Source organism: Haloechinothrix salitolerans, from assembly GCF_042662605.1.
Lineage (GTDB): Bacteria > Actinomycetota > Actinomycetes > Mycobacteriales > Pseudonocardiaceae > Haloechinothrix_A > Haloechinothrix_A salitolerans.
Map to the genome: position 1 here is coordinate 2,198,862 of NZ_JBHSXX010000001.1, position 17,024 is coordinate 2,215,885.

Consider the following 17,024-nt stretch of genomic DNA (forward strand, 5'->3'; position numbering starts at 1 on the left):
CCGAGTTCCGAGTTCCGGGAATGCGAGTTTTGCGTTACCGTGCCCCGCATTCCCGGAACCCGGAGGCAACCATGACCAACGACGACACGACGTCCGGCGACACCACGCCCGAGAAGGCGTCACCAGACGCCGAGTCGGCCAACGCTGACGAGAGGCCAGCGGATCGAGAGACGGCGGAGCCTAAGACGTCGGCGAAGCAGGACGCCACGTCGGCCGAGCGAGACACCGACGAGCGTGCGACTGAGGCCCGAGGGCTCGTCGACTCCATCAGAACGGAACTGGACGACCTGCGCGACCAGGCATCGCGGCGGGCGAAACGCTCGCAGCGGTCGTCGCGGTTCTGGGCGACGACGCACATGCTGCTGGGCATCGCGGCGTCCGTGCTCGCGCTGGGCGCGGCGGGGGTTGTCGTGAGCGCCAGGATCGACGACGGGTATGCGCTCGCCGCGATCCTCGTCGCCGCGGCCCTCGTGCTCATCATGACGTTCGTGCACCCCGACACGAGGGGCGCGAACGCGCGCATGACCGCGCGCGGCTGGAACGCGCTCGAAGTCGACCTGCACGTCTTCCTGGTCGCGGAGTACGACGAAACCGACGTCGAGGCGCGAAAAGACGTCCTCCGCAGCGCCATGGCACGGACGTTGGACCTCATCGCGGGCCGGTACGAAGGCGTGGAACCTCGGCGGAGCTGATCACCGCACGGTGACGTCGACGCGCTGCGCCATGTTGTTGGCCATGCCCTGCCGGTTCCATGGCTGGTCGACAGGCTGCGCCTCGCCACGCTCATCGGTGGCGCGCACGCACAGCTCGTAGTCACCCGGCGCGCTGGCTTGCCAGGTGAGCCTCCATGACCGCCAGGCGTACGGTCCGGGCTGTGGTCCGAGCTCGGCCTCGCGCCAGCTCGTGCCACCGTCGGTGCTGATCTCCACTCGCACGACCGTGCCGGTGCCGCTCCACGCGCGCCCAAAGAGCGGTACGTCGCCCGTGTCCACGATGCGTCTGCGTGTCTGGAAGTCCGGGAACCCGGGTGGCACCATCAGCGCCTTTGGTCGGATGCGGGTGACCGGTTCGCCCGGATCATCCGCATCCTGCTTGAGCCGATACGCGGTCGCGTTCTGGAATCCGGTGAACGGCTCGCGCACCACCTCGATGTCGCGGAGCCACTTGACGTGCGCCATCCCATACCAACCCGGCGCGATCAACCGCACGGGCGCGCCATGCTGCGGTGGCAGTGGCGCGCCGTTCATCTCGTACACCAGGAGGACGTCCTCGTCCATGACGTCCGGGACCGAAAGTGACCGCGCGTAGTCCTGCTCGACGCCGCGTTCGGTGCCATGGTCGTGTCCGGTGAACACGACGTCGACGGCGTCCGGCGCGAGGCCCGCCTCGGCGAGGATGGGTGCGAGGGGAGTGCCGGTCCACTCCGCCGTGCCAACCGCCTCATCGAGCCATGGCTGGCTGACCGGGCGTGGCAGGAATCGGGCACGCCCGTTGCCCGCGCACTCGAGCGTAACCGTGTGTGTGACGCGCGGACGGGTTCGCAACGCCGCGAGGTCAAGCTCGAGAGGGTGCTCCACGGCCCCGGTGATCGGCAGCCGCCAGGACGTCGGGTCCACGTATGGAATGTCGTAGTGCACGAGGAGGTAGTGCAGCCCGGGTGGTGTGACGTCGTAGCGCAGCGCCTCCAGCGGCATGCCATGGTTGCGCGCCGCGAGCTTGAGCTCGTCGACCGAGATACCTTCGTCGGGTGCCGCGACGCGGGCGAGCTCGCCGGGCCGCGCGGAGACCGAGGTCATGTGCGCTCCTTCGTTCATGACTCTGGAAAACCAGTCTCGCGGTCCGTGAACGTCCGGAGCAACAGAGCGGATGGACGGTTTTTGTCGGTGCCCCGGATTACGCTCGCCACACGAGAGCCGCTCGACAGGGGAGACGCCGGCGGGGGCTCTCGGGATCCATCCATAGCGCAGATCGTGAAAGGCGTGAGTTCTATGCCCAATCCCATTCCCGACAACTACCCCCGGATGATGCCGCACCTGACCGTGCGGGGTGCCGCCGACGCGATGGACTTCTACATCGACGTCTTCGGTGCGACCCAGCGTGGTGATCGCTTCACGATGCCGGACGGCTCCATCGCGCACGCCGAACTGCAGCTCGGTGACTCGGTCATCATGCTCGCCGACGAGAACCCAGAGTTCGGCAACACGAGCCCGGCGTCGCTCGGCGGTACCGCGGTGACGTTGATGGTCTACGTCTCCGACGTCGACGCCACCGTGGCGAAGGCCGTCAGCAAGGGCGCCACCCAGGGAGGGCCGATCAAGGACGAGTTCTATGGCGACCGGGTCGGCATGGTCACCGATCCGTTCGGTCATGTCTGGCACATCGCCAGTCACATCGAGGACGTCTCCGAGGACGAGATGGCCAAGCGGATGAGTGACATGTTCAGCGGCTGATCGGCGTCCGCGTTCCCGTGTCGACAGGTGACCGTGGCCATGTGTCGTGGCCATCTGTCGACATCGCCAGGCGCATGGCCTCCGCTACCGAGCGACCGCGATCCGGTAGGCAACCAGCCGTGCGGCGAGTTCCGCGGGCCTGCTCAGCGCGACGAGGTGGCCGCCTGGCATCTCGTCGACGTCGAGGGCGAGCCGTTCCTTGACGACGCGGCGTTGGAACTCCAGCGGGAAGAAGCGGTCGTCGCGGCCTTGCAGAAAGCGGGTTGGAACCTCGGGCCAGTGGTCCAGCGGCCACGGGTTGCGCATCGGCGTCATCGACTGGTCGGGCTCGCCGCGTGCCATCGCGGCGTTGATCACGTCTTGCGGCACGTCGTGGAAGAAGTCCGCCATCGGGTCGAAGCCAGGATCGCGTCCCTCGCGGGTGGCGTGTTCCGCCCTGGCCTCGGCATGACCGGTCGCTTCCCACCAAGTGTCCGGTGCCTCGCCTGGCAGCGGGGTCATGGCGTTGAGCATCACGAGCAGGGTGACGTGGGCGCGTTCGCACACCAGCGGTGCCGTGAACCCGCCGAGCGACTGTGCCACCAGGGTGATGTTCGTGCGGTCATCGATCGCGTCGACGACGACGTCGGCGTATTCGACAAGCCCGGCGGAGTTGTCCTCAGCGGGCAGGTCGACGGCGACCGCATCGTGGCCTCGCGCCTGGAGCTCCGGAACGAGGCGGTGGAAGTACCACGCCTGGCCACCCGCTCCCGGTATGAGTACGAAAGTCATCGTTTCCCCCTCGTGTCCAACGACAAGAACGGCCACTATAGCCGACGGAATCGCCGAGGTCGGAGACTGCCGATAAGCGGGTGATTGACCGGGGATTCGTCAGTGTCCGCCCGCGATCGTGGTCACGCTACGGCGCGCCCCGAGCCGTACCGCGGCCTTGCCTGGCTCGTTCACTAGGCATCGGATGGGTGTTCGGTGTCGAGGAGTCTCATATGCCCGGCAAGTTCCGCATTGCCGTTTCTGTCGCGTTGGTGTCGTTGTTCCTGTCCACGGCGCAGGCCAGTGCCGACCCGCCGGTGCAGTGGCCGCTGCCCGGCTCGCCACCGCTTCCACCGGACTACACCGTGCCGTACCTGCCCGCTGTCGATCCCGTGTGCGTCGAAGGCAGATTGTCCTGCGTCAAGCACCTGGAAACTGTGCTGCGGCATCACACCGCGACGCTGGGTTGCGACCATGACGCGGTGTTCGCCGACGCGTACCTGACCATCACGCGCGGCTACCTCGAATCAGCGACCGATCCGGAGTATTTCGACGACCTGGAGCGTATCGATCCGCTGGCGGTGCGCGGCACCTACGACCGGCCGGACCGGATCAACCACGAAGTGCGCAACTACGCGCAGGAGTATCTCGACCAGTACGCGGCATGGCACAGCGGCAACCGAGACGAGGTCTCGCCGTCGTGGGCGATCGCGCTGCGGGCGGCCGAGGACGAGTCCGTGACGGCGACGGGTGACCTGCTGTTACAACTCAACGCGCACATCCGCCGGGACAACGCGATCCGTGCGATCGAGCAGACCGAAGGCGTGCTGCGGGGGGACGGGCCGATGCCCGAAGCGTCCGGACGCTCCGATCACGACCGCATCAGCGACGTTCTGCAAGAGAATGCCGAGTTGATGACCGACCGCCTCGCCGCGCGCTACGACCCGTCACTGAACGACGGCAACGAACTGCTGGGCATGGTGGTCGACCCAAAGAGCCTGTACCTGCTCATCTCCTCATGGCGAGAGGAAGCATGGCGTAACGCCGAGCAGTTGCGGCACGCTCGCGCGGCCGGTGGCGTCGGCGGACCGCTGTATCAGGCAAAGCTGGCCGAGATCGAAGCGTCGGCCGAGACCGCCGCGTACGCGATCCTGGCGGCCACCCGGACCACACCGGACGCCAACGAGGCACGACGCCAGTACTGCCTGCGCCATCTCGATCGTGGCGCGCCGTGATCGAGACGGCTAAAGTATTACATCGCCCTTGTGGTGGGAATTCCCACCGCTGGTTTCCGGCGAGCGCGACACGGCGAGGCGCATGGCGGAAACGTATCCACCCGCACCTCGCCGTGCCGCCACTAGCTAGCAGTACACGCGTTTCGCCTTGTGCGCCATTGCGCGCTTAGGCGGATTCTTCTTGCACCCCACGCCACCTCGAGTTCCGAGGACATACGAGAGCGCCTTACCCGATTTCACGACCGTGGATCCGGTTCCTCGGCTGTTGCACTGCCGAAGGTCCCACCGCGAGCGAACCTTGTACACACCTTTGAAAAACACGTAACGGTCACCTGGCCGCATGGTGTGCGTGACCGAAACCGAACGACTGGTGGTGCGAGAACCACGCGCTTTGACTGCCACATTGAACTTGCTTCTCGCCTTGGCGCGGAAAACCTTGAAGATTTTGCCCCGAGTCGCGGCCGACAGAGATGCCGCACCCCTCACCCGGGCAGCCACAGTCTGACGGTGGTGGGTATGGATTGTTCGGGTGATCTTGCTCCCGGTGAAGTTCTCCCGCATCGAGGCATGCGTAATAACCTTGTGCCTGCCCGGTGATTTGACGACCGTCCAGGTGGAGTTGGGTTGGCAGGCCACCGGATCCGCGTGTGCGGCGGTGGGGACGAACAGCAACGTGGCAGCCACCACCGAGACGCTCACGATCGTGGCGACGAAACCACGGAACAATTTAAGCAATGTCATGCTTCCCTCCAGAATTACCGCGCCCTCCTGTCGCGGTTTCGGTGAACGTAGCAGACATGGACGGTGGCGTGGGCGAGTTTGGAAACTTCATGCCAGTGGGTTACTCGCCCACGCGGGTGGTGGGAAAGTCCCGGGGTTTCCTGGTGTCGCGACAAGATCGCGGCCGCTGGTCAAGACACATCTCGGCCCCGGGGATCCTGGTGGACCTCCGGGGCCGAGAATGTCGTGGGTTGTCAGTCCGTCACTTCAGCTCGCTACTGCTCTTGCCAAGCAACCGGCGGGCGATGATGAGCTGCTGGATCTGTTGCGTGCCCTCGAAGATGTCCAGGATCTTCGACCCTACTAGCCGCTGCCTGGCCTTATTCGCCTGATTCACCGCTCTACCTGCACGTTTTACGTTGGCTGTCGTTGGTCGTCGACGGCCTTATCCGACTGTCTCACGGAACAGAGACGGAACACGCGGGCCGCAGCCCGCCACCTCAACCGGAAGGAAGTGATGCCCCTGATCAACCTCCAGCTCTGAGGAGAACCCATGTCCACCCACGATCCCATCGCACGCATCCTCGATCACGCCGAGGATCTGTCGGTCGCGCACGCCCACTGGTCGGCGCGTGACCTCGACACCCCGGACGGTGGCGGCGCTCGCCGTGCCGCCACGACCGCGGTCGAGTCGATCGACGCGATGCTGCGTGAGCTGCACCAGGTGCGCTCGCAGATCATCACCGAGGCCCGTCGGTACGACGACGCGGTCGGCGAGCGTGTGGACGCGCTGCTGGCCAAGAGGCGGCAGTCGTGATCCGCTACGGCTCGACGGCGCACTGGTTCGCCCGGCGTCTCCTGTACTCGCTGTGCGCGGCGCTGCTGGCTGGCGTGGTGATGTCGGTGACCGCGGTGACCTACCACCACTACACCGGGCAGGAGGTGGTCGACGTCCAGCAGGCCGACTGACGAGTTTCAAAAATCGACCCTCAGGTGAGGGCACTACCGAAGAAGGAGAACACCATGATCAAGCTACTGACCGTCCTGTGTGCCGCGACCCTCGTCTTTGCGTCCGGCTGCTCCGGGGACGCCCCTGAGCCTCCCGCGACCAGCCAGACGCCCGCGCCTGCCACGTCGGAGGCGCAGGCCGATCCCTACGAGGTGTACCTGGAGAACGCGCCCGAAGGTGCGCCCGAGCTGTCCCGCGAGGACGCGCAGACCCGAGCCCTGCTCGGCTGCGGCCGGGACTGGGCACCGGGCACCGTCGATGCCGTGCTGGCCGAGGCGTACAAGGACCTGTGCGATCAGGCAGGCGGGTGATCGCCGGTTCAGCCGGCGGGCAACTCGTAGACCAGCTCGTAGCGGTCGGCAGACATGGTCATCGCGTTCACCTCCAGCGCGCGGCCGTCGGTGTTGTAGGCGATGCGGGTGACGAGGATGACCGGAGTGCCTTCGGGAAGCTGCAGCTTGGCCTGCTCGTCGTGGGTGGCCAAGCGCGCCGAGACACGCTCGACGAAGTGGTCGAGCGTGTGCCCAGCGTCCTCCAGTCGTGAGTACAGCCCACCAGGCCCGGTGTCGGTCTCTTCGATGGTGGTGTCGCGGGTGATCTCTCGCGGCAGGCGGGAGGCGGCGAGCTGGACGGGGATGCCGTCGGCGCTCATGACGCGGTCGCGCACGCACACCTCGGTGCCTTCGTCGATGTCGAGCGCGCTGGCTGTGACGGCATCGGCACGCTCGAAGTAGACCCGCACCTCGGTGCTCGGGGTTCAGCCGCCCGCGGCAGCGTCGGCCTTGAACGCGCCCTTGTCGCGCTGGCGCGCGGCACGGGACAGGCGGTTGCGCGCGAGACGCTGGACGGTGCGCTGGTCGCGGACGAAGTAGCCGCGGCCTCGTTCGGAGCGCACCAACCCCTCGGAGCGCAGCAGCGCGAAGGCCTCGCGGACCGTGGGACGGGAGACGCCGTGCTGCTCGGCGAGCTCATACTCGCTGGGCAGGCGCGCTCCGGCGGGTAGGTCGCCGCGGTTGATGCGGTCGCGCAGGTCGGCCGCCACTTGCCGGTAGGCCGGTGTGCCGCTCGCCTGATCCACCATTCGTCCATCGTAGTGAACTTGTCTTGACCACCCATACACCCCGTGCCACCGTGTCATCTTGTAATGACAAGTAATACAAGTCGGTGGGATATGGGGAGGCTCCGCGTGATCTGGGTCGTGGTCGTGCCGCTGCTGGTGCTCGCCGTGATGCTTCCCCTGGCGCACTGGCTGGCGCGGCCAGCACCTCGACGGCCATTGCCGCCACCGAAGCCTGGCCGGATCCGGAAGGCCATGGACGGCCCCGCAGGGCCACCACTGAGTCCGCCAATTGCGCTATCCCGCTGGCGAATATGGAGAGGAGTCACCAGGATGAAGATGGAAGAGTGCCCAACCTGCCACGGATCGGGACTACAAGATGCCGGACCAGACGGAAAGCGAGCCGCCTGCCCAACCTGCGGCGGACTCGGACAGGTCCCCAGCAAGTAACGACTGCAGGCTCTGCCAGGGCACCGGAACGATGTCCTGGCAGCAGCCCTGCCCCGACGGCACGGTGCGCACCATGGAGTGGCCGTGCCCGAACGGCTGCGGCGGCCACTGGAAGCACCCAGCCGCCGAGTCCGGGCGGGTCGTCGAGCAAGCCCCCGACGACCTACCCGCGACCGGTAACCGCGCGGCGGCGAACCACATCGGCGCGGACTTCATCGTCAGCGCGCTTGAGAACTGGGGCGTCGAACACCCCGCGCTGCGCGACAGGCGCTAGCTACTCGCGGACGAGCCAGCCGAGCCCGAACGCCAGCAGGGAGGCGGCCGCGGCGCCGACTTCGGCGGGCATGGTGATGCCGAACTGTGCGAGCGTCCAGACGAGCACGATCGCGAACGCGCCACCGACACCGGCGCCGGTGACCTTGCGGGTGGGTTTCATGCCTGCTCTCCCTTGACCGTGACGTCGACGTCGAGCACCTCGTCCGCGAGCACCTCGCGGAACTTCTCAATGAGCTCGTCGGCGTCGAGCTCGCCCGCGTCGTGCTGCTGTAGCGCGTGCTGCAGCGCGGTCCCGCGCTTGTGATTTAATACCGCGTAGGCGCGGGCCTGCTGGATGATCTGCCACAGCGGCAGCTCGTCGTGTGAGTCGTCGTTGGGTTTGATCCACACGGGGTACGGGTGGCCCATGATCTCCTTGCGGCACTCGACCGCAATCTCCTTTGCGCTGGGCATGTCGCCCTCCTCCATCAACTCGAAGAACCTGCGGATCGGGAAGTCGTCGCCGGGGTCGAACCGGCGGCCGGGGTCGAGATCGCTGTGATACACGAAGCCGGACATACCCGCATCGACCTGCGCACGGGTGAGCCGGCGTAGGGGGATGCCGTACTTCTCGACGATCGGGCGGCATGCGTCGGCCGCGTTGGTCAGTGTCGCCTCGACCCACGCGGGCGGCTCGTCCGACCAGCTCACGTCGCGCTTGCTGATCTCCAGGCCCCAGCTGAGCGAGTTGTAGCCGTGCACGTGCCACGCGGTGTACGACGCAGGCAGCAGCGGCAGCCAGCTGTCCGAGTCCGCACCGGCATGCCAGGACACCTGCCGCTCCGTGGTCGCCGCGTAGCGGGCGGTCTGCTCGGCGGACTCGTCGCCGCCGCGCATGTCCTGGTCCTCGACCGAAGCGGTGATGTGGATGACGACCACCCGCAGCGGTTTCCGGCGGGTTTCGTAGTAGTGCGGCCCGTGCGGGTTCGGGTTGTCCAGCAGGTAGTAGCCCATGTCAGCCTCCTGCTTTCGCCTCGAGGCGGGCGATGCGTTCGCCCTGCTCGGTTTGGGTCGTGCGGATCGCGCGCACGTCCCGCTTGACCTCGCCGAGGCCGTCGTGCAGCGATGAACCGCCGTTCGAGCCGACGGCGCGGCGGGTGCGGATCAGCTCGACCCAAGCGCCGACTAGGGCGTGTCTCCCGAATATCGGCCGGTGGTTCGCTGATGATCGGTGAATGATCAGAACTGGTGTGATCACGGACGAGTTGTGGGAGTCGATCGAGCCGGTGTTGCCGTCTGATGTTGGGCGGCGTGGTGCGCGCTGGCGTGATCACCGTCAGGTGCTGGAAGCGATCGCGTGGCGCTTTCGCACCGGATCGCCGTGGCGTGATGTGCCCGCTGAGTTCGGCCCCTGGCAGACCTTGTGGAAGCGGCATCGCCGCTGGTCAAGCGACGGCACGTACGAGCGGATCTTCGAGCATGTGCTGTCCGACCACGCCGATACGGGCAAGCTGGACTGGTTGCTGTCGGTGGACTCCACCGTCGTGCGGGCGCACCAGCATGCCGCCGGCGCGCCCTCCGCGGACCACACAGGGGGCCAGGTCGAATGACAAGATTTCCGAGCCGGACGACCACGCGATCGGTCGTTCGCGCGGCGGATTGACCACCAAGGTCCACGCCCTGGTCACCTCCGGTGTCCGCCCGGTGGCCATGCTGCTGTCCGCCGGGCAAGCCGGGGACAATCCGCGCCTGGCGCCGTTGCTCGAGGCCCTGGCCGCGACCGGGCACCGGCCGGATCGCCTGCTGGCGGACAAGGCCTACTCACACCCGTCGACTCGCCGCGAACTGCGGCGGCGACGCCTCCGGCACACCATCCCCGAGCGCTCCGACCAGGCCAAACGCCGTAAGGACAAGGGGTCCGCCGGTGGTCGGCCACCGGGTTTCGACCCCGAGCTCTACAAGCAGCGCAACACCGTCGAGCGCGGTTTCGGCCGGTTCAAGCAGTGGCGCGGAATCGCGACCCGCTACGACAAGTACGCGCGGACCTACTTCGGCGGCGTACTCCTCGCCGCCACCGTCATGCTCGCCCGATGAATCGGGAGACACGCTCTAGGCCGGTGCCGCCGACGAGGCCGATCAGACCGAGGATCAGTTGCTCGGACATGGGTCTCCCCTCACCCTGCCGGGATCATGGTTGCTTGGATCATGCCGTCGCGGACGTCCGTGTCGGTGGACAGCACCCGGAACTCAGCGCGGATGACGATGTCGCCGGAAGGTGTGCCGTCGACGGTGTGGCTTGCGGCGGCGATCGCGAACTCGGGGACGTCCGTGCCAACCTCGCCCCATGGCGCGTTCCCGTAGGTGAATGACGATCCACCGTCGAGGCTGATTCCTACCCGCGACCTCGCTCCGCTATTGAGATCCACCACGTTGCGGAACCGGCCAGTAAGGCCCGCGGACACCTCCACGGCGATACCGGGGTCGCTGATCGTGATGGTCTCGGTGCCCCACTGCTCCCAAGTGCTGGTGGCCGCCGCGCTGTCGTTGGTTAGCTGGACGCCTTGCGTGGTGTGCGACAGGTGCGCCGCGGTGAGCGTAGTCCCAGCTTTGACCGTCATGGTTACCCTCCTATAGCCGCACGACCGCTCGGTGCTTCTTCGCGATGCGCACCGCGTCGCCCGCTGAGTGCGACTTGGTGATGCCGTTGACGCCGCGCGCGGAGATGGTGAACGTCTGCACCCCGCCGGTGGCCGCGCCGATGCCGGATATGGTCATCTCCTCGCCGCCGAGCTCGACGTCGAGGGGGAACTGTGCGGCGTCGGTGGTCCAGTCCTCGCCCACGGTCGTGCGCACGTCCATCGACGTCGCCGAGTCGCTGATATCCGCGTCCAGCTCAGACCCGGCCGTATCCACTTTGGTGGTACCGACGACCACGACGGACCACGGTGAAGCGGGCGAGCAGTTGAGCCCGATCGTGTGCCGGTGCGGGGTGAGCTTCTCGGTGCCTCCCTGCGCGAGCTGGTCGATCGTGTCGGGCGGCTCCCATGACGGCGGGTTCGTGACCTGCACCCGGTCACCCACGAACACTGAGGTCGCAGCGTCCACCTTGGACGGGGTGGCGGTCAGGTCGGCCACGATCTGCGGGTAGCGCGGCTCGTCGACGGTGCCGAGGTGCAGCCGCCAGTGCGCCTGGTCGGCGAGCTGGTTGTCGCTGGCGACGTTGATCTCGGGGGCGGTGTCGTAGAGGCCCACGGCGGCTACCGACATCGGCCCGGTGGCCAGCACCGCTCGATACGATCCACCCTTTGGCCGCTTCACGGTGACGTCGTTACGGGTGAGCTGATCATCCGGTACCGGTTCAAGGGTCGAGGCGACCTCGCCACCCGCGTAGTCGAGCGACAGCGCGACATCCTGGTTGTAGAGATCGCTCCGCGCCCGGTACAGCAACCGGATCGCATCGCGATCGTCGACGAGTATGCCCATGTCGACCTTCGCGGCCTCGTCGAGCAGGTTCAGCAGCGTGTCGATCCGCTGAGGCCCCATCGCTGCGGTGTCGGACATGTCGCCGATCACACGAAGCGGGATGCCCTCCTCACCGCAGAGCCGCACGATGCGGTCTCCGGCGGTCTCGCCAGACCAGGCGCGCAGGCTAGAACTGGCGGTGTCCCAGAACGCGCCGTGAATGTTGCCGTTGAGCAAGCTCAGATGACCAATAGCTAAGCCGCCTAGATCGTTGGTGTACGTACCAGCCCGCAGCCACGTCAACCGGTCGTAGTCCTCACCGGTGAGCGTGCCATCGATAAACCCGGCGACATCCTCGCCGACTTCAAGGAAACCGACAGACCAGTCAATATCGGACCCGTTCGTTTCCCAGCTAAGCCACAGCAGGCCCGACTTTCCGTTCAGTTCGAACGAAACGAACCCGGAGTCGTGCAGACTAGCGCCGTCCCCGTCCCACACTCTAAGCCTCAGGGAACCACTAGTACTGATGCTGATAATCCACTGGTGCGCGGACCCGTTAGTGACCGCTTCTAGTAAATGACCGTCAGCCGATACGCCGTTTTCTGGCACCGAGATAACCGCCATGAGACGCTGATCAAGCTCTGGTGAGTATGTGTCGACACTGCCGCGGACACTACCGGCGTTAAACGTCGGGAGGGCGTCCGAAGCGTCTAGGTCGCTGAAAGCGCCAGGGCTGACGTCACCAAAAATACGCAGATTGCCGCCACCTGTGGCGGCAGGGAAAATCGTCGTATCGCTACCGGTCTCTAACGGCCAATACAGTGGAACGTTGTCTTTGTTCGACAAGTCACGAAACAAGCTACTGTTCAGGGGCTTCTCGCCCTGCCCGAGCCTGCGCAGCATTCCAGCCGCCTCAATCGGCACTCGCACGTCCGCGCCTGAAAGGTCCCACTTAGGCGGCCATTTAGCTACCTCGCCAGCGAACCTCACCGACGTGTCGGTGAGCGCGGCAACGCCGTTCAAGCTCCACACGTTCCCTTGCGTGTCGGTGAATGTCGTGTCGCCAGCGTCAGCGGTGGAGACGTCCAGATCGGCTACCAGCGTCCCCGCGATACCGTCGCGCAGTTCGAAGGCGTGGACGGTAGCCCCGAGTGCGCCGTCGGCACCATCGAAAAGCCCGCCATCGTGAACAGCACCAAAGGTCAGATCGGCCGTGCCGGAGTGGATCGATGTCGTGCCGCTGTTGGTGACCGTAGCGCCGAGCTGTGTCTCGGATGCCCCGCCGCCGAGATCGGCGAACGTGTCGGCGGTGTAGAACTTGACGTCATTCCCACTCGCGCCGTTGTCCACATCGAGCGTGATCCGAAACGGGACCCGCCCGGCGTCCTCGGCAATAGCCGCCGTCGACGTGACCGTCGTTCCGGTGCTGTTGTTACCGTCCTCAGTCCACAGCAGTTCTAGCGCGCCGGACGGCGTGACGTGCAGCTCCCACGAACGTTGAGCATCGTCAACGAAACGCCACTTAGCGGCGAGATGCATCCGCACATCTGGCCGCCAGGTATCCGGTTCGATGTCCATCCGGATGTCAATATCGCCGGTGATGTCCAGCGACGCGGTATCAGGAGCAGAGAGGTAAGAGCCATCTATCCCCGGCAGGGGAGCGAGCGCCACGTCTTTCGAGCCCAGCCGCACCCGCACCGGCGTGTTGCGTTGAAGCTTGCCGTACAGCGGGCTGAGCGGGTGACGGGTCGAGTAGGTGCCGTCCTTATTCTCCAGCGTCAGCGTGCACTTCGACGGGGATACCTTGGCGGCCTCGTTCTTCCGCCCCCAGTTAATCGTGATCGGCGGGTTCTGCCGCACATCGGTGGTGATCGCGTTCCACGCGTCGTCGTAGAACAGTTCGGTGCGCACGTCGTTGACCATGGGCTACCCCTGGCCGATCACGAACTGGACGTCGCCACCCTCGGCGCGCACGACTTCCCGGAGGATGCCGACGATCAGGTCGGACAGCGCTGAGCCGTCCGACGTGAGCGCCACCGTCTTAGGCTGCTGTGAGGCGGGAGAGACGCGCTCTCCAGCTTGCAGCAGCGCCAGCGTCTCCGAGCCCGGTGAGCCGGGCACGATGCCACCCTGATGCAGCGTGGGGATGCGAAACTCGTTGCCGCCGATGCCGGGCACCCACGACGGCACAGTGAACCCCTTGCCGCCGACGGTGCTGTTCCACAGGTTGCGGATGCCGTCGAACGCCCACCGGAACGGGGCGGAGATGGTGTCGGCGACGCCGGACAGGAACCGGCCGATGTTGCCGGGCAGATCCTTGAACCAGTTGAGCACGTCGCGGCCGCGGTCGAGCACCCAGCCGAACGCGACGCGGATCCCCTTCATCGCTCCGCGCACGATGTTGCGGAACGTCTCGGACTTCTTCCAGGCGATCACGATCGCGGCGCCGAGCGCGGCGAGAATGGTGATCACGATCCCGATGGGGTTAGCGCGCATCGCCGCATTCAACGCCCACTGCGCGGCCGTCATCCCCTTTGTAGCTGCGGCGCTGGCAATGGACACGACCCGGTTCTTCGCCTTCGCGGCAGTGTCTCGCACCGTTGCCGCCGCTGAAGCGGCCGCGGACTTCACGAAGCCCTGCATGGACGGGATCAGGAAGTTGACGAACCCGCTTGCCAGGTCGCCGACGCCCATGCCGAGCGTGAAGAACCCCTCGAACAGGTTCCCGCGGGCGATCTCGCCGACACCGGTCATGGTGTCCTGGACACCGGTCATGGTGTCGCGAAACCCCATCGCTTTGGTGTCGAGGGCGTCCGCAGCTTCCCCAGCCCGGTCGAACCTCTCACCAGCGCCGCGCACCTTCGTCGAGGCGGAGTCGACCTCGCCGGACATCTCTTGCGCCGACTCGCCGACACGGCCGAACGCCTTCTCCAGATCCGAGCTATCCCCGGCGAAGGTGAGGGTGACCTGATTCTTCTTGCCAGCCATCTACTCCACCTCCACCCCGGCGGATTCGGCGACCTTGACTAGCGACTTCTCCAGCACCTCGGTGAAGCGGTCGCGTGTGCTCGCGTCGAAGTAGGCGCGGTAGATGTAGCGGCCGTCCTTCAGGAACGGACGCCGGATCGAACGGTCCTTGCCGACCCGGCCGCCGAAGTCGAGCCACGGATAGTACGGCGCGCGTGAGCCGCCACCGGACACCCGGACAGCGGTGCGGGTCGACTTCGCCTTGATGCTGCGCTGCGCCCGCCCAGACCGACGCGGCACGTCCGGACGCGCGTGATCCACCACGACGTCGGCGGCCTCGTTCAGCGCCACCCGCAGCGCCTTCGGTAGATCATTGTCGATCTTCTTGAGGTCACGGGAGAACTTCCGCAGCCCGGTGACACTGATCGGATCAGCGACCATGCGTGCCTCCCTGCCTCAATCGCTCCAACTCGTCGCGCTGCGCCTTACGGGCGTAGTAGACGTTCCAGCGCATGAACTCATCGCTGCCCATCCGCTCCCGCAGCTCGCCGACCGTCATAGACAGCTGGGTGGCGAGGTAGAACTCGAACTCACTCGTCGGGTTCGTCTCGAACGCTTTTGTATGCCTCCTTGTCGGCGCCCTTGGTCAGCCCTGACAGCTCGCGGATCTTGTCCGCCACCGGCTCCATCTCCCCCGCCGGGGAGTTGGCCTGCCACTGGCGCACCTCGTTCTCCGTCAGCTCCGGGTCGATCAATCCCCACGCGAGGATGCGCTGTTCGGCGGCCTCGGTGCCCTTGATCTGCTGCACCTTGAACGTCTCGGCGCGCGAGAGCCCGCGCACCCGCACGGTCCCGACACCCTCGATCTCGACGTCGTCCTCCGGTAGCCCCGTGGCGGTGTTGTGCCGTGGCCCGATGAGCTTGTCCTTGTCCACAATGGCCTCCTATACCTGCGCGGTGGTGTCGATGACGCTGGACAGCTGCATCTCGCACGACCACGTCACCATGTCCGCCACCGGGTTCGTCTCCACGTAGTTCTGCACGAGCACCGTGACGCTGTCTTGCGGCTTGCCCGATCCGGTGCCCTCGGGCTGGCGGATCAGCGTTACCTTCGTGCCGACGAGCGGCTCGATCACCGCGCGCGGCCCGGTCGAGGCGGTGTCGTCGTAGATGCCCGACATCGTGGCGGTGCCGTTCTTGAGCCCGCCCTCGAAGTCGTGCGCGTCCTTGCCGTAGGTCGTCACGTCGTGACTGTCGGCGTTGCGCGTCAGCTCCGACTGATTGACGTAGGCCGACAGGTCGTTGCTGTCCAGCTCGATGTGGGTGTCTTTGCCGTGTACGAAGGCCATGTCAGCTCCCTTGTCCGAAGATGTCGACGTCGAACAACGCCGCCGCGTAGTCGACGCCCGAGATCGTCACGACGTCGAAGTCGATGGATGTGACCCGGATCGTGTCGAACGCCGTGTAGCTGCCCGCTTCGAGCACGGCCTTGATCGACGAGGTGCCCGCGCCGTCGCAGTAGACCGCCAGATCTTTACGGCTGGCGCGGTCGGAGACCTTGCCGACGACGACCAACACCGGCAGCGTGATCCGATCCGAGCCGCGCCCGTAGGTCTCGTCGAACCCGATCGAGTCGGGGTAAGCGACGATCGCGGCCGGTGGCGTGATCTTGTTTGGTGGGTAGTCCCACACCCGCAGCCCGGTGATCGTGTCGAGCTGCGCGCCGACCTCGTCCATCACGTCGTTCAGGATCATCGGATACCCCCGAGGTACAGACCGATGCAGACGAGCGCGGCCGCCGCCGCGAGGACGAGGGTCCCGACCGTGATGCGGTACAACAGTTCGTCACTCATGCGGCCGCCCACCATCGCCGGTACGGCCCGACCATGACCGCGACGTCGGGGTCGAGCTTCGCTAGTAGCCGCACCTCGGAACCGAGATCCGGCGAGCCCGCCACTCCGAACGGTGCCTCACGCCGCGCGAGGAACCGCGAAGCTTGCAGCAGGCAGGCTTGCTTGATCGTGGTTGGTACCGACGTCCAGCCGAACTGTGCGGTCACCCGCGTTCGGTTCTCCCCCGTGCTCGGCTTGTTCGTCGAGTTGGGGTGGACCACGATCCGCGTCCACGGCCGCGACTCGGCGGCCGCGTTGACCGGCTGGAGACGGTAGTCGTCGATCGACGCCGAGTAGGTCTCGTCGTCGTCGACGTCGTAGTCGATCAGCAGGCCCGTCGTGGTCATCAGGTCGTCGATCTCGATGACCCACCGGCCACGGTCGCAGTCCCATTCGGCGGTGTAGAACCGTTCGACCGCGGTATCCGCCTGCCCGAACTGGCGGTTGGTGGAACGGTCGATCGCGCGGGAGGCAGCGGTGATGGCGAACGCGATCTCGGCGTCGTCGTCCGTGTCGTCGATGCGCACGAACGATTTGAGCTGCGTATCCGTGACGTAGTCCGGAGCCCAGGCCACCGCTGCCTCCCTTCGCGATCAGTCGTTCGTTGTCTTCTTCTTCGTCCGCTTGGCTCGCGGCTTGGTGGGCGGTGTCGACGTCGGGTTCGCCTTCGGCTCGTCGACGTCGACGCCGCGCGCCCGAAGCTCGGCACACACCTTCTTGTGCTGAGCTTCGAGCCACGCCTTGCGCCTGACGAGCTGCACTGTCGACTGCATCGCC

General features: G+C 66.3%; 26 protein-coding genes and 1 pseudogene. 8 read left to right on the forward strand and 19 right to left on the reverse strand.

Annotated features, from left to right (window positions below):
• Positions 1 to 71 precede the first annotated feature (71 nt).
• Complete coding sequence (locus ACFQGD_RS10315; RefSeq protein ID WP_345405597.1) at positions 72 to 692, forward strand: hypothetical protein; 621 nt, start codon at positions 72 to 74, stop codon at positions 690 to 692.
• Here ACFQGD_RS10315 and ACFQGD_RS10320 read toward each other — a convergent pair whose 3' ends face one another.
• Positions 693 to 1,796 (reverse strand): sulfite oxidase, encoded by a 1,104-nt coding sequence (locus tag ACFQGD_RS10320; RefSeq protein WP_345405600.1) that lies wholly within the window; start codon positions 1,794 to 1,796, stop codon positions 693 to 695.
• A 192-nt stretch (positions 1,797 to 1,988) separates the two neighbouring features.
• Here ACFQGD_RS10320 and ACFQGD_RS10325 point away from each other — a divergent pair, with 192 nt between their 5' ends.
• Positions 1,989 to 2,450, forward strand: coding sequence for a VOC family protein (locus ACFQGD_RS10325; RefSeq protein WP_345405685.1), 462 nt, complete (start codon positions 1,989 to 1,991; stop codon positions 2,448 to 2,450).
• Between the two features lie 84 nt (positions 2,451 to 2,534).
• Here the strand turns inward: ACFQGD_RS10325 and ACFQGD_RS10330 are convergent, their stop codons facing one another.
• A complete protein-coding gene (locus ACFQGD_RS10330; protein WP_345405603.1) occupies positions 2,535 to 3,221 on the reverse strand; it encodes an alpha/beta fold hydrolase in 687 nt (228 codons plus the stop codon).
• Between the two features lie 212 nt (positions 3,222 to 3,433).
• Between ACFQGD_RS10330 and ACFQGD_RS10335 the strand changes: the two genes are divergently transcribed.
• Complete coding sequence (locus ACFQGD_RS10335; protein WP_345405606.1) at positions 3,434 to 4,435, forward strand: DUF5995 family protein; 1,002 nt, start codon at positions 3,434 to 3,436, stop codon at positions 4,433 to 4,435.
• A gap of 126 nt (positions 4,436 to 4,561) precedes the next feature.
• On the opposite strand, the gene ACFQGD_RS10340 is transcribed toward ACFQGD_RS10335, so the two are convergent.
• Positions 4,562 to 5,176, reverse strand: coding sequence for a hypothetical protein (locus ACFQGD_RS10340; RefSeq protein ID WP_345405609.1), 615 nt, complete (start codon positions 5,174 to 5,176; stop codon positions 4,562 to 4,564).
• 241 nt (positions 5,177 to 5,417) lie between these two features.
• Positions 5,418 to 5,552 carry a hypothetical protein gene (locus ACFQGD_RS10345; protein ID WP_345405688.1) on the reverse strand — a complete coding sequence of 45 codons (135 nt, stop codon included), beginning with the start codon at positions 5,550 to 5,552 and terminating at the stop codon, positions 5,418 to 5,420.
• A 156-nt stretch (positions 5,553 to 5,708) separates the two neighbouring features.
• On the opposite strand from ACFQGD_RS10345, the gene ACFQGD_RS10350 reads away from it, so the two are divergent.
• The 3 genes from ACFQGD_RS10350 to ACFQGD_RS10360 are packed head-to-tail and all read left to right on the forward strand — an operon-like array spanning position 5,709 to position 6,475.
• Complete coding sequence (locus tag ACFQGD_RS10350) at positions 5,709 to 5,972, forward strand: hypothetical protein (RefSeq protein ID WP_345405612.1); 264 nt, start codon at positions 5,709 to 5,711, stop codon at positions 5,970 to 5,972.
• On the forward strand, positions 5,969 to 6,124 hold the full coding sequence (locus ACFQGD_RS10355) for a hypothetical protein (protein ID WP_345405615.1): 156 nt from the start codon (positions 5,969 to 5,971) through the stop codon (positions 6,122 to 6,124). Before ACFQGD_RS10350 ends, ACFQGD_RS10355 begins: the two co-directional genes overlap by 4 nt.
• Positions 6,125 to 6,178: 54 nt before the next feature.
• Positions 6,179 to 6,475: a hypothetical protein gene (locus ACFQGD_RS10360; RefSeq protein WP_345405618.1), complete on the forward strand. Its 297-nt coding sequence runs from the start codon at positions 6,179 to 6,181 to the stop codon at positions 6,473 to 6,475.
• Positions 6,476 to 6,483: 8 nt separating this feature from the next.
• Here ACFQGD_RS10360 and ACFQGD_RS10365 read toward each other — a convergent pair whose 3' ends face one another.
• Positions 6,484 to 6,906: a GntR family transcriptional regulator gene (locus ACFQGD_RS10365; RefSeq protein ID WP_345405620.1), complete on the reverse strand. Its 423-nt coding sequence runs from the start codon at positions 6,904 to 6,906 to the stop codon at positions 6,484 to 6,486.
• Between the two features lie 15 nt (positions 6,907 to 6,921).
• Positions 6,922 to 7,245: a GntR family transcriptional regulator gene (locus ACFQGD_RS10370; protein WP_345405623.1), complete on the reverse strand. Its 324-nt coding sequence runs from the start codon at positions 7,243 to 7,245 to the stop codon at positions 6,922 to 6,924.
• A gap of 457 nt (positions 7,246 to 7,702) precedes the next feature.
• On the opposite strand from ACFQGD_RS10370, the gene ACFQGD_RS10375 reads away from it, so the two are divergent.
• On the forward strand, positions 7,703 to 7,945 hold the full coding sequence (locus ACFQGD_RS10375) for a hypothetical protein (protein ID WP_345405626.1): 243 nt from the start codon (positions 7,703 to 7,705) through the stop codon (positions 7,943 to 7,945).
• Here the strand turns inward: ACFQGD_RS10375 and ACFQGD_RS10380 are convergent, their stop codons facing one another.
• The 3 genes from ACFQGD_RS10380 to ACFQGD_RS10390 are packed head-to-tail and all read right to left on the reverse strand — an operon-like array spanning position 7,946 to position 9,184.
• Complete coding sequence (locus ACFQGD_RS10380) at positions 7,946 to 8,107, reverse strand: hypothetical protein (RefSeq protein WP_345405628.1); 162 nt, start codon at positions 8,105 to 8,107, stop codon at positions 7,946 to 7,948. It lies immediately after the preceding gene.
• The gene (locus ACFQGD_RS10385) at positions 8,104 to 8,940 is read right to left on the reverse strand and encodes a peptidoglycan recognition family protein (protein ID WP_345405631.1); all 837 of its coding nucleotides are present in this window, start codon (positions 8,938 to 8,940) and stop codon (positions 8,104 to 8,106) included. Before ACFQGD_RS10385 ends, ACFQGD_RS10380 begins: the two co-directional genes overlap by 4 nt.
• A gap of 1 nt (position 8,941) precedes the next feature.
• Positions 8,942 to 9,184 (reverse strand): hypothetical protein, encoded by a 243-nt coding sequence (locus ACFQGD_RS10390; protein ID WP_390221035.1) that lies wholly within the window; start codon positions 9,182 to 9,184, stop codon positions 8,942 to 8,944.
• Between ACFQGD_RS10390 and ACFQGD_RS10395 the strand changes: the two are divergent.
• Positions 9,162 to 10,020: pseudogene (locus tag ACFQGD_RS10395) on the forward strand (IS5 family transposase). The gene ACFQGD_RS10390 and the pseudogene ACFQGD_RS10395 overlap by 23 nt on opposite strands.
• Before the next feature lie 80 nt (positions 10,021 to 10,100).
• Here the strand turns inward: ACFQGD_RS10395 and ACFQGD_RS10400 are convergent.
• The 10 genes from ACFQGD_RS10400 to ACFQGD_RS10445 form a co-directional block, all read right to left on the reverse strand.
• Complete coding sequence (locus ACFQGD_RS10400; RefSeq protein ID WP_345400047.1) at positions 10,101 to 10,544, reverse strand: hypothetical protein; 444 nt, start codon at positions 10,542 to 10,544, stop codon at positions 10,101 to 10,103.
• A 10-nt stretch (positions 10,545 to 10,554) separates the two neighbouring features.
• Positions 10,555 to 13,311 carry a hypothetical protein gene (locus ACFQGD_RS10405; protein ID WP_345400044.1) on the reverse strand — a complete coding sequence of 919 codons (2,757 nt, stop codon included), beginning with the start codon at positions 13,309 to 13,311 and terminating at the stop codon, positions 10,555 to 10,557.
• A 3-nt stretch (positions 13,312 to 13,314) separates the two neighbouring features.
• Entirely contained in the window at positions 13,315 to 14,376 is a 1,062-nt protein-coding gene (locus tag ACFQGD_RS10410; RefSeq protein WP_345400041.1) for a phage tail tape measure protein, read from the reverse strand.
• Positions 14,377 to 14,796: an HK97 gp10 family phage protein gene (locus ACFQGD_RS10415; RefSeq protein ID WP_345400038.1), complete on the reverse strand. Its 420-nt coding sequence runs from the start codon at positions 14,794 to 14,796 to the stop codon at positions 14,377 to 14,379.
• A complete protein-coding gene (locus tag ACFQGD_RS10420) occupies positions 14,786 to 14,914 on the reverse strand; it encodes a hypothetical protein (RefSeq protein WP_345400035.1) in 129 nt (42 codons plus the stop codon). Before ACFQGD_RS10420 ends, ACFQGD_RS10415 begins: the two co-directional genes overlap by 11 nt.
• Before the next feature lie 31 nt (positions 14,915 to 14,945).
• Positions 14,946 to 15,290 (reverse strand): hypothetical protein, encoded by a 345-nt coding sequence (locus ACFQGD_RS10425; protein ID WP_345400032.1) that lies wholly within the window; start codon positions 15,288 to 15,290, stop codon positions 14,946 to 14,948.
• A 9-nt stretch (positions 15,291 to 15,299) separates the two neighbouring features.
• Positions 15,300 to 15,704 carry a hypothetical protein gene (locus tag ACFQGD_RS10430; protein ID WP_345400029.1) on the reverse strand — a complete coding sequence of 135 codons (405 nt, stop codon included), beginning with the start codon at positions 15,702 to 15,704 and terminating at the stop codon, positions 15,300 to 15,302.
• Position 15,705: 1 nt separating this feature from the next.
• A complete protein-coding gene (locus ACFQGD_RS10435) occupies positions 15,706 to 16,110 on the reverse strand; it encodes a hypothetical protein (protein ID WP_345400026.1) in 405 nt (134 codons plus the stop codon).
• Positions 16,111 to 16,204: 94 nt separating this feature from the next.
• Positions 16,205 to 16,822 (reverse strand): head-tail connector protein, encoded by a 618-nt coding sequence (locus ACFQGD_RS10440; RefSeq protein WP_345400023.1) that lies wholly within the window; start codon positions 16,820 to 16,822, stop codon positions 16,205 to 16,207.
• Positions 16,823 to 16,840: 18 nt separating this feature from the next.
• Positions 16,841 to 17,020: a hypothetical protein gene (locus ACFQGD_RS10445; protein ID WP_345400020.1), complete on the reverse strand. Its 180-nt coding sequence runs from the start codon at positions 17,018 to 17,020 to the stop codon at positions 16,841 to 16,843.
• Positions 17,021 to 17,024 lie beyond the last annotated feature (4 nt).

Excerpts from the sequence above, each read along its gene's own strand:
- ACFQGD_RS10380 (WP_345405628.1), bottom strand. The coding sequence starts at position 8,107 with ATGAAACCCACCCGCAAGGTCACCGGCGCCGGTGTCGGTGGCGCGTTC.
- ACFQGD_RS10445 (WP_345400020.1), bottom strand. The coding sequence starts at position 17,020 with ATGCAGTCGACAGTGCAGCTCGTCAGGCGCAAGGCGTGGCTCGAAGCT.
- ACFQGD_RS10330 (WP_345405603.1), bottom strand. The coding sequence starts at position 3,221 with ATGACTTTCGTACTCATACCGGGAGCGGGTGGCCAGGCGTGGTACTTC.
- ACFQGD_RS10320 (WP_345405600.1), bottom strand. The coding sequence starts at position 1,796 with ATGACCTCGGTCTCCGCGCGGCCCGGCGAGCTCGCCCGCGTCGCGGCA.
- ACFQGD_RS10385 (WP_345405631.1), bottom strand. The coding sequence starts at position 8,940 with ATGGGCTACTACCTGCTGGACAACCCGAACCCGCACGGGCCGCACTAC.
- ACFQGD_RS10415 (WP_345400038.1), bottom strand. The coding sequence starts at position 14,796 with ATGGTCGCTGATCCGATCAGTGTCACCGGGCTGCGGAAGTTCTCCCGT.
- ACFQGD_RS10430 (WP_345400029.1), bottom strand. The coding sequence starts at position 15,704 with ATGGCCTTCGTACACGGCAAAGACACCCACATCGAGCTGGACAGCAAC.
- ACFQGD_RS10405 (WP_345400044.1), bottom strand. The coding sequence starts at position 13,311 with ATGGTCAACGACGTGCGCACCGAACTGTTCTACGACGACGCGTGGAAC.
- ACFQGD_RS10315 (WP_345405597.1), top strand. The coding sequence starts at position 72 with ATGACCAACGACGACACGACGTCCGGCGACACCACGCCCGAGAAGGCG.
- ACFQGD_RS10360 (WP_345405618.1), top strand. The coding sequence starts at position 6,179 with ATGATCAAGCTACTGACCGTCCTGTGTGCCGCGACCCTCGTCTTTGCG.
- ACFQGD_RS10370 (WP_345405623.1), bottom strand. The coding sequence starts at position 7,245 with ATGGTGGATCAGGCGAGCGGCACACCGGCCTACCGGCAAGTGGCGGCC.
- ACFQGD_RS10400 (WP_345400047.1), bottom strand. The coding sequence starts at position 10,544 with ATGACGGTCAAAGCTGGGACTACGCTCACCGCGGCGCACCTGTCGCAC.
- ACFQGD_RS10325 (WP_345405685.1), top strand. The coding sequence starts at position 1,989 with ATGCCCAATCCCATTCCCGACAACTACCCCCGGATGATGCCGCACCTG.
- ACFQGD_RS10420 (WP_345400035.1), bottom strand. The coding sequence starts at position 14,914 with ATGACGGTCGGCGAGCTGCGGGAGCGGATGGGCAGCGATGAGTTCATG.
- ACFQGD_RS10335 (WP_345405606.1), top strand. The coding sequence starts at position 3,434 with ATGCCCGGCAAGTTCCGCATTGCCGTTTCTGTCGCGTTGGTGTCGTTG.
- ACFQGD_RS10340 (WP_345405609.1), bottom strand. The coding sequence starts at position 5,176 with ATGACATTGCTTAAATTGTTCCGTGGTTTCGTCGCCACGATCGTGAGC.
- ACFQGD_RS10375 (WP_345405626.1), top strand. The coding sequence starts at position 7,703 with ATGTCCTGGCAGCAGCCCTGCCCCGACGGCACGGTGCGCACCATGGAG.
- ACFQGD_RS10435 (WP_345400026.1), bottom strand. The coding sequence starts at position 16,110 with ATGATCCTGAACGACGTGATGGACGAGGTCGGCGCGCAGCTCGACACG.
- ACFQGD_RS10350 (WP_345405612.1), top strand. The coding sequence starts at position 5,709 with ATGTCCACCCACGATCCCATCGCACGCATCCTCGATCACGCCGAGGAT.
- ACFQGD_RS10410 (WP_345400041.1), bottom strand. The coding sequence starts at position 14,376 with ATGGCTGGCAAGAAGAATCAGGTCACCCTCACCTTCGCCGGGGATAGC.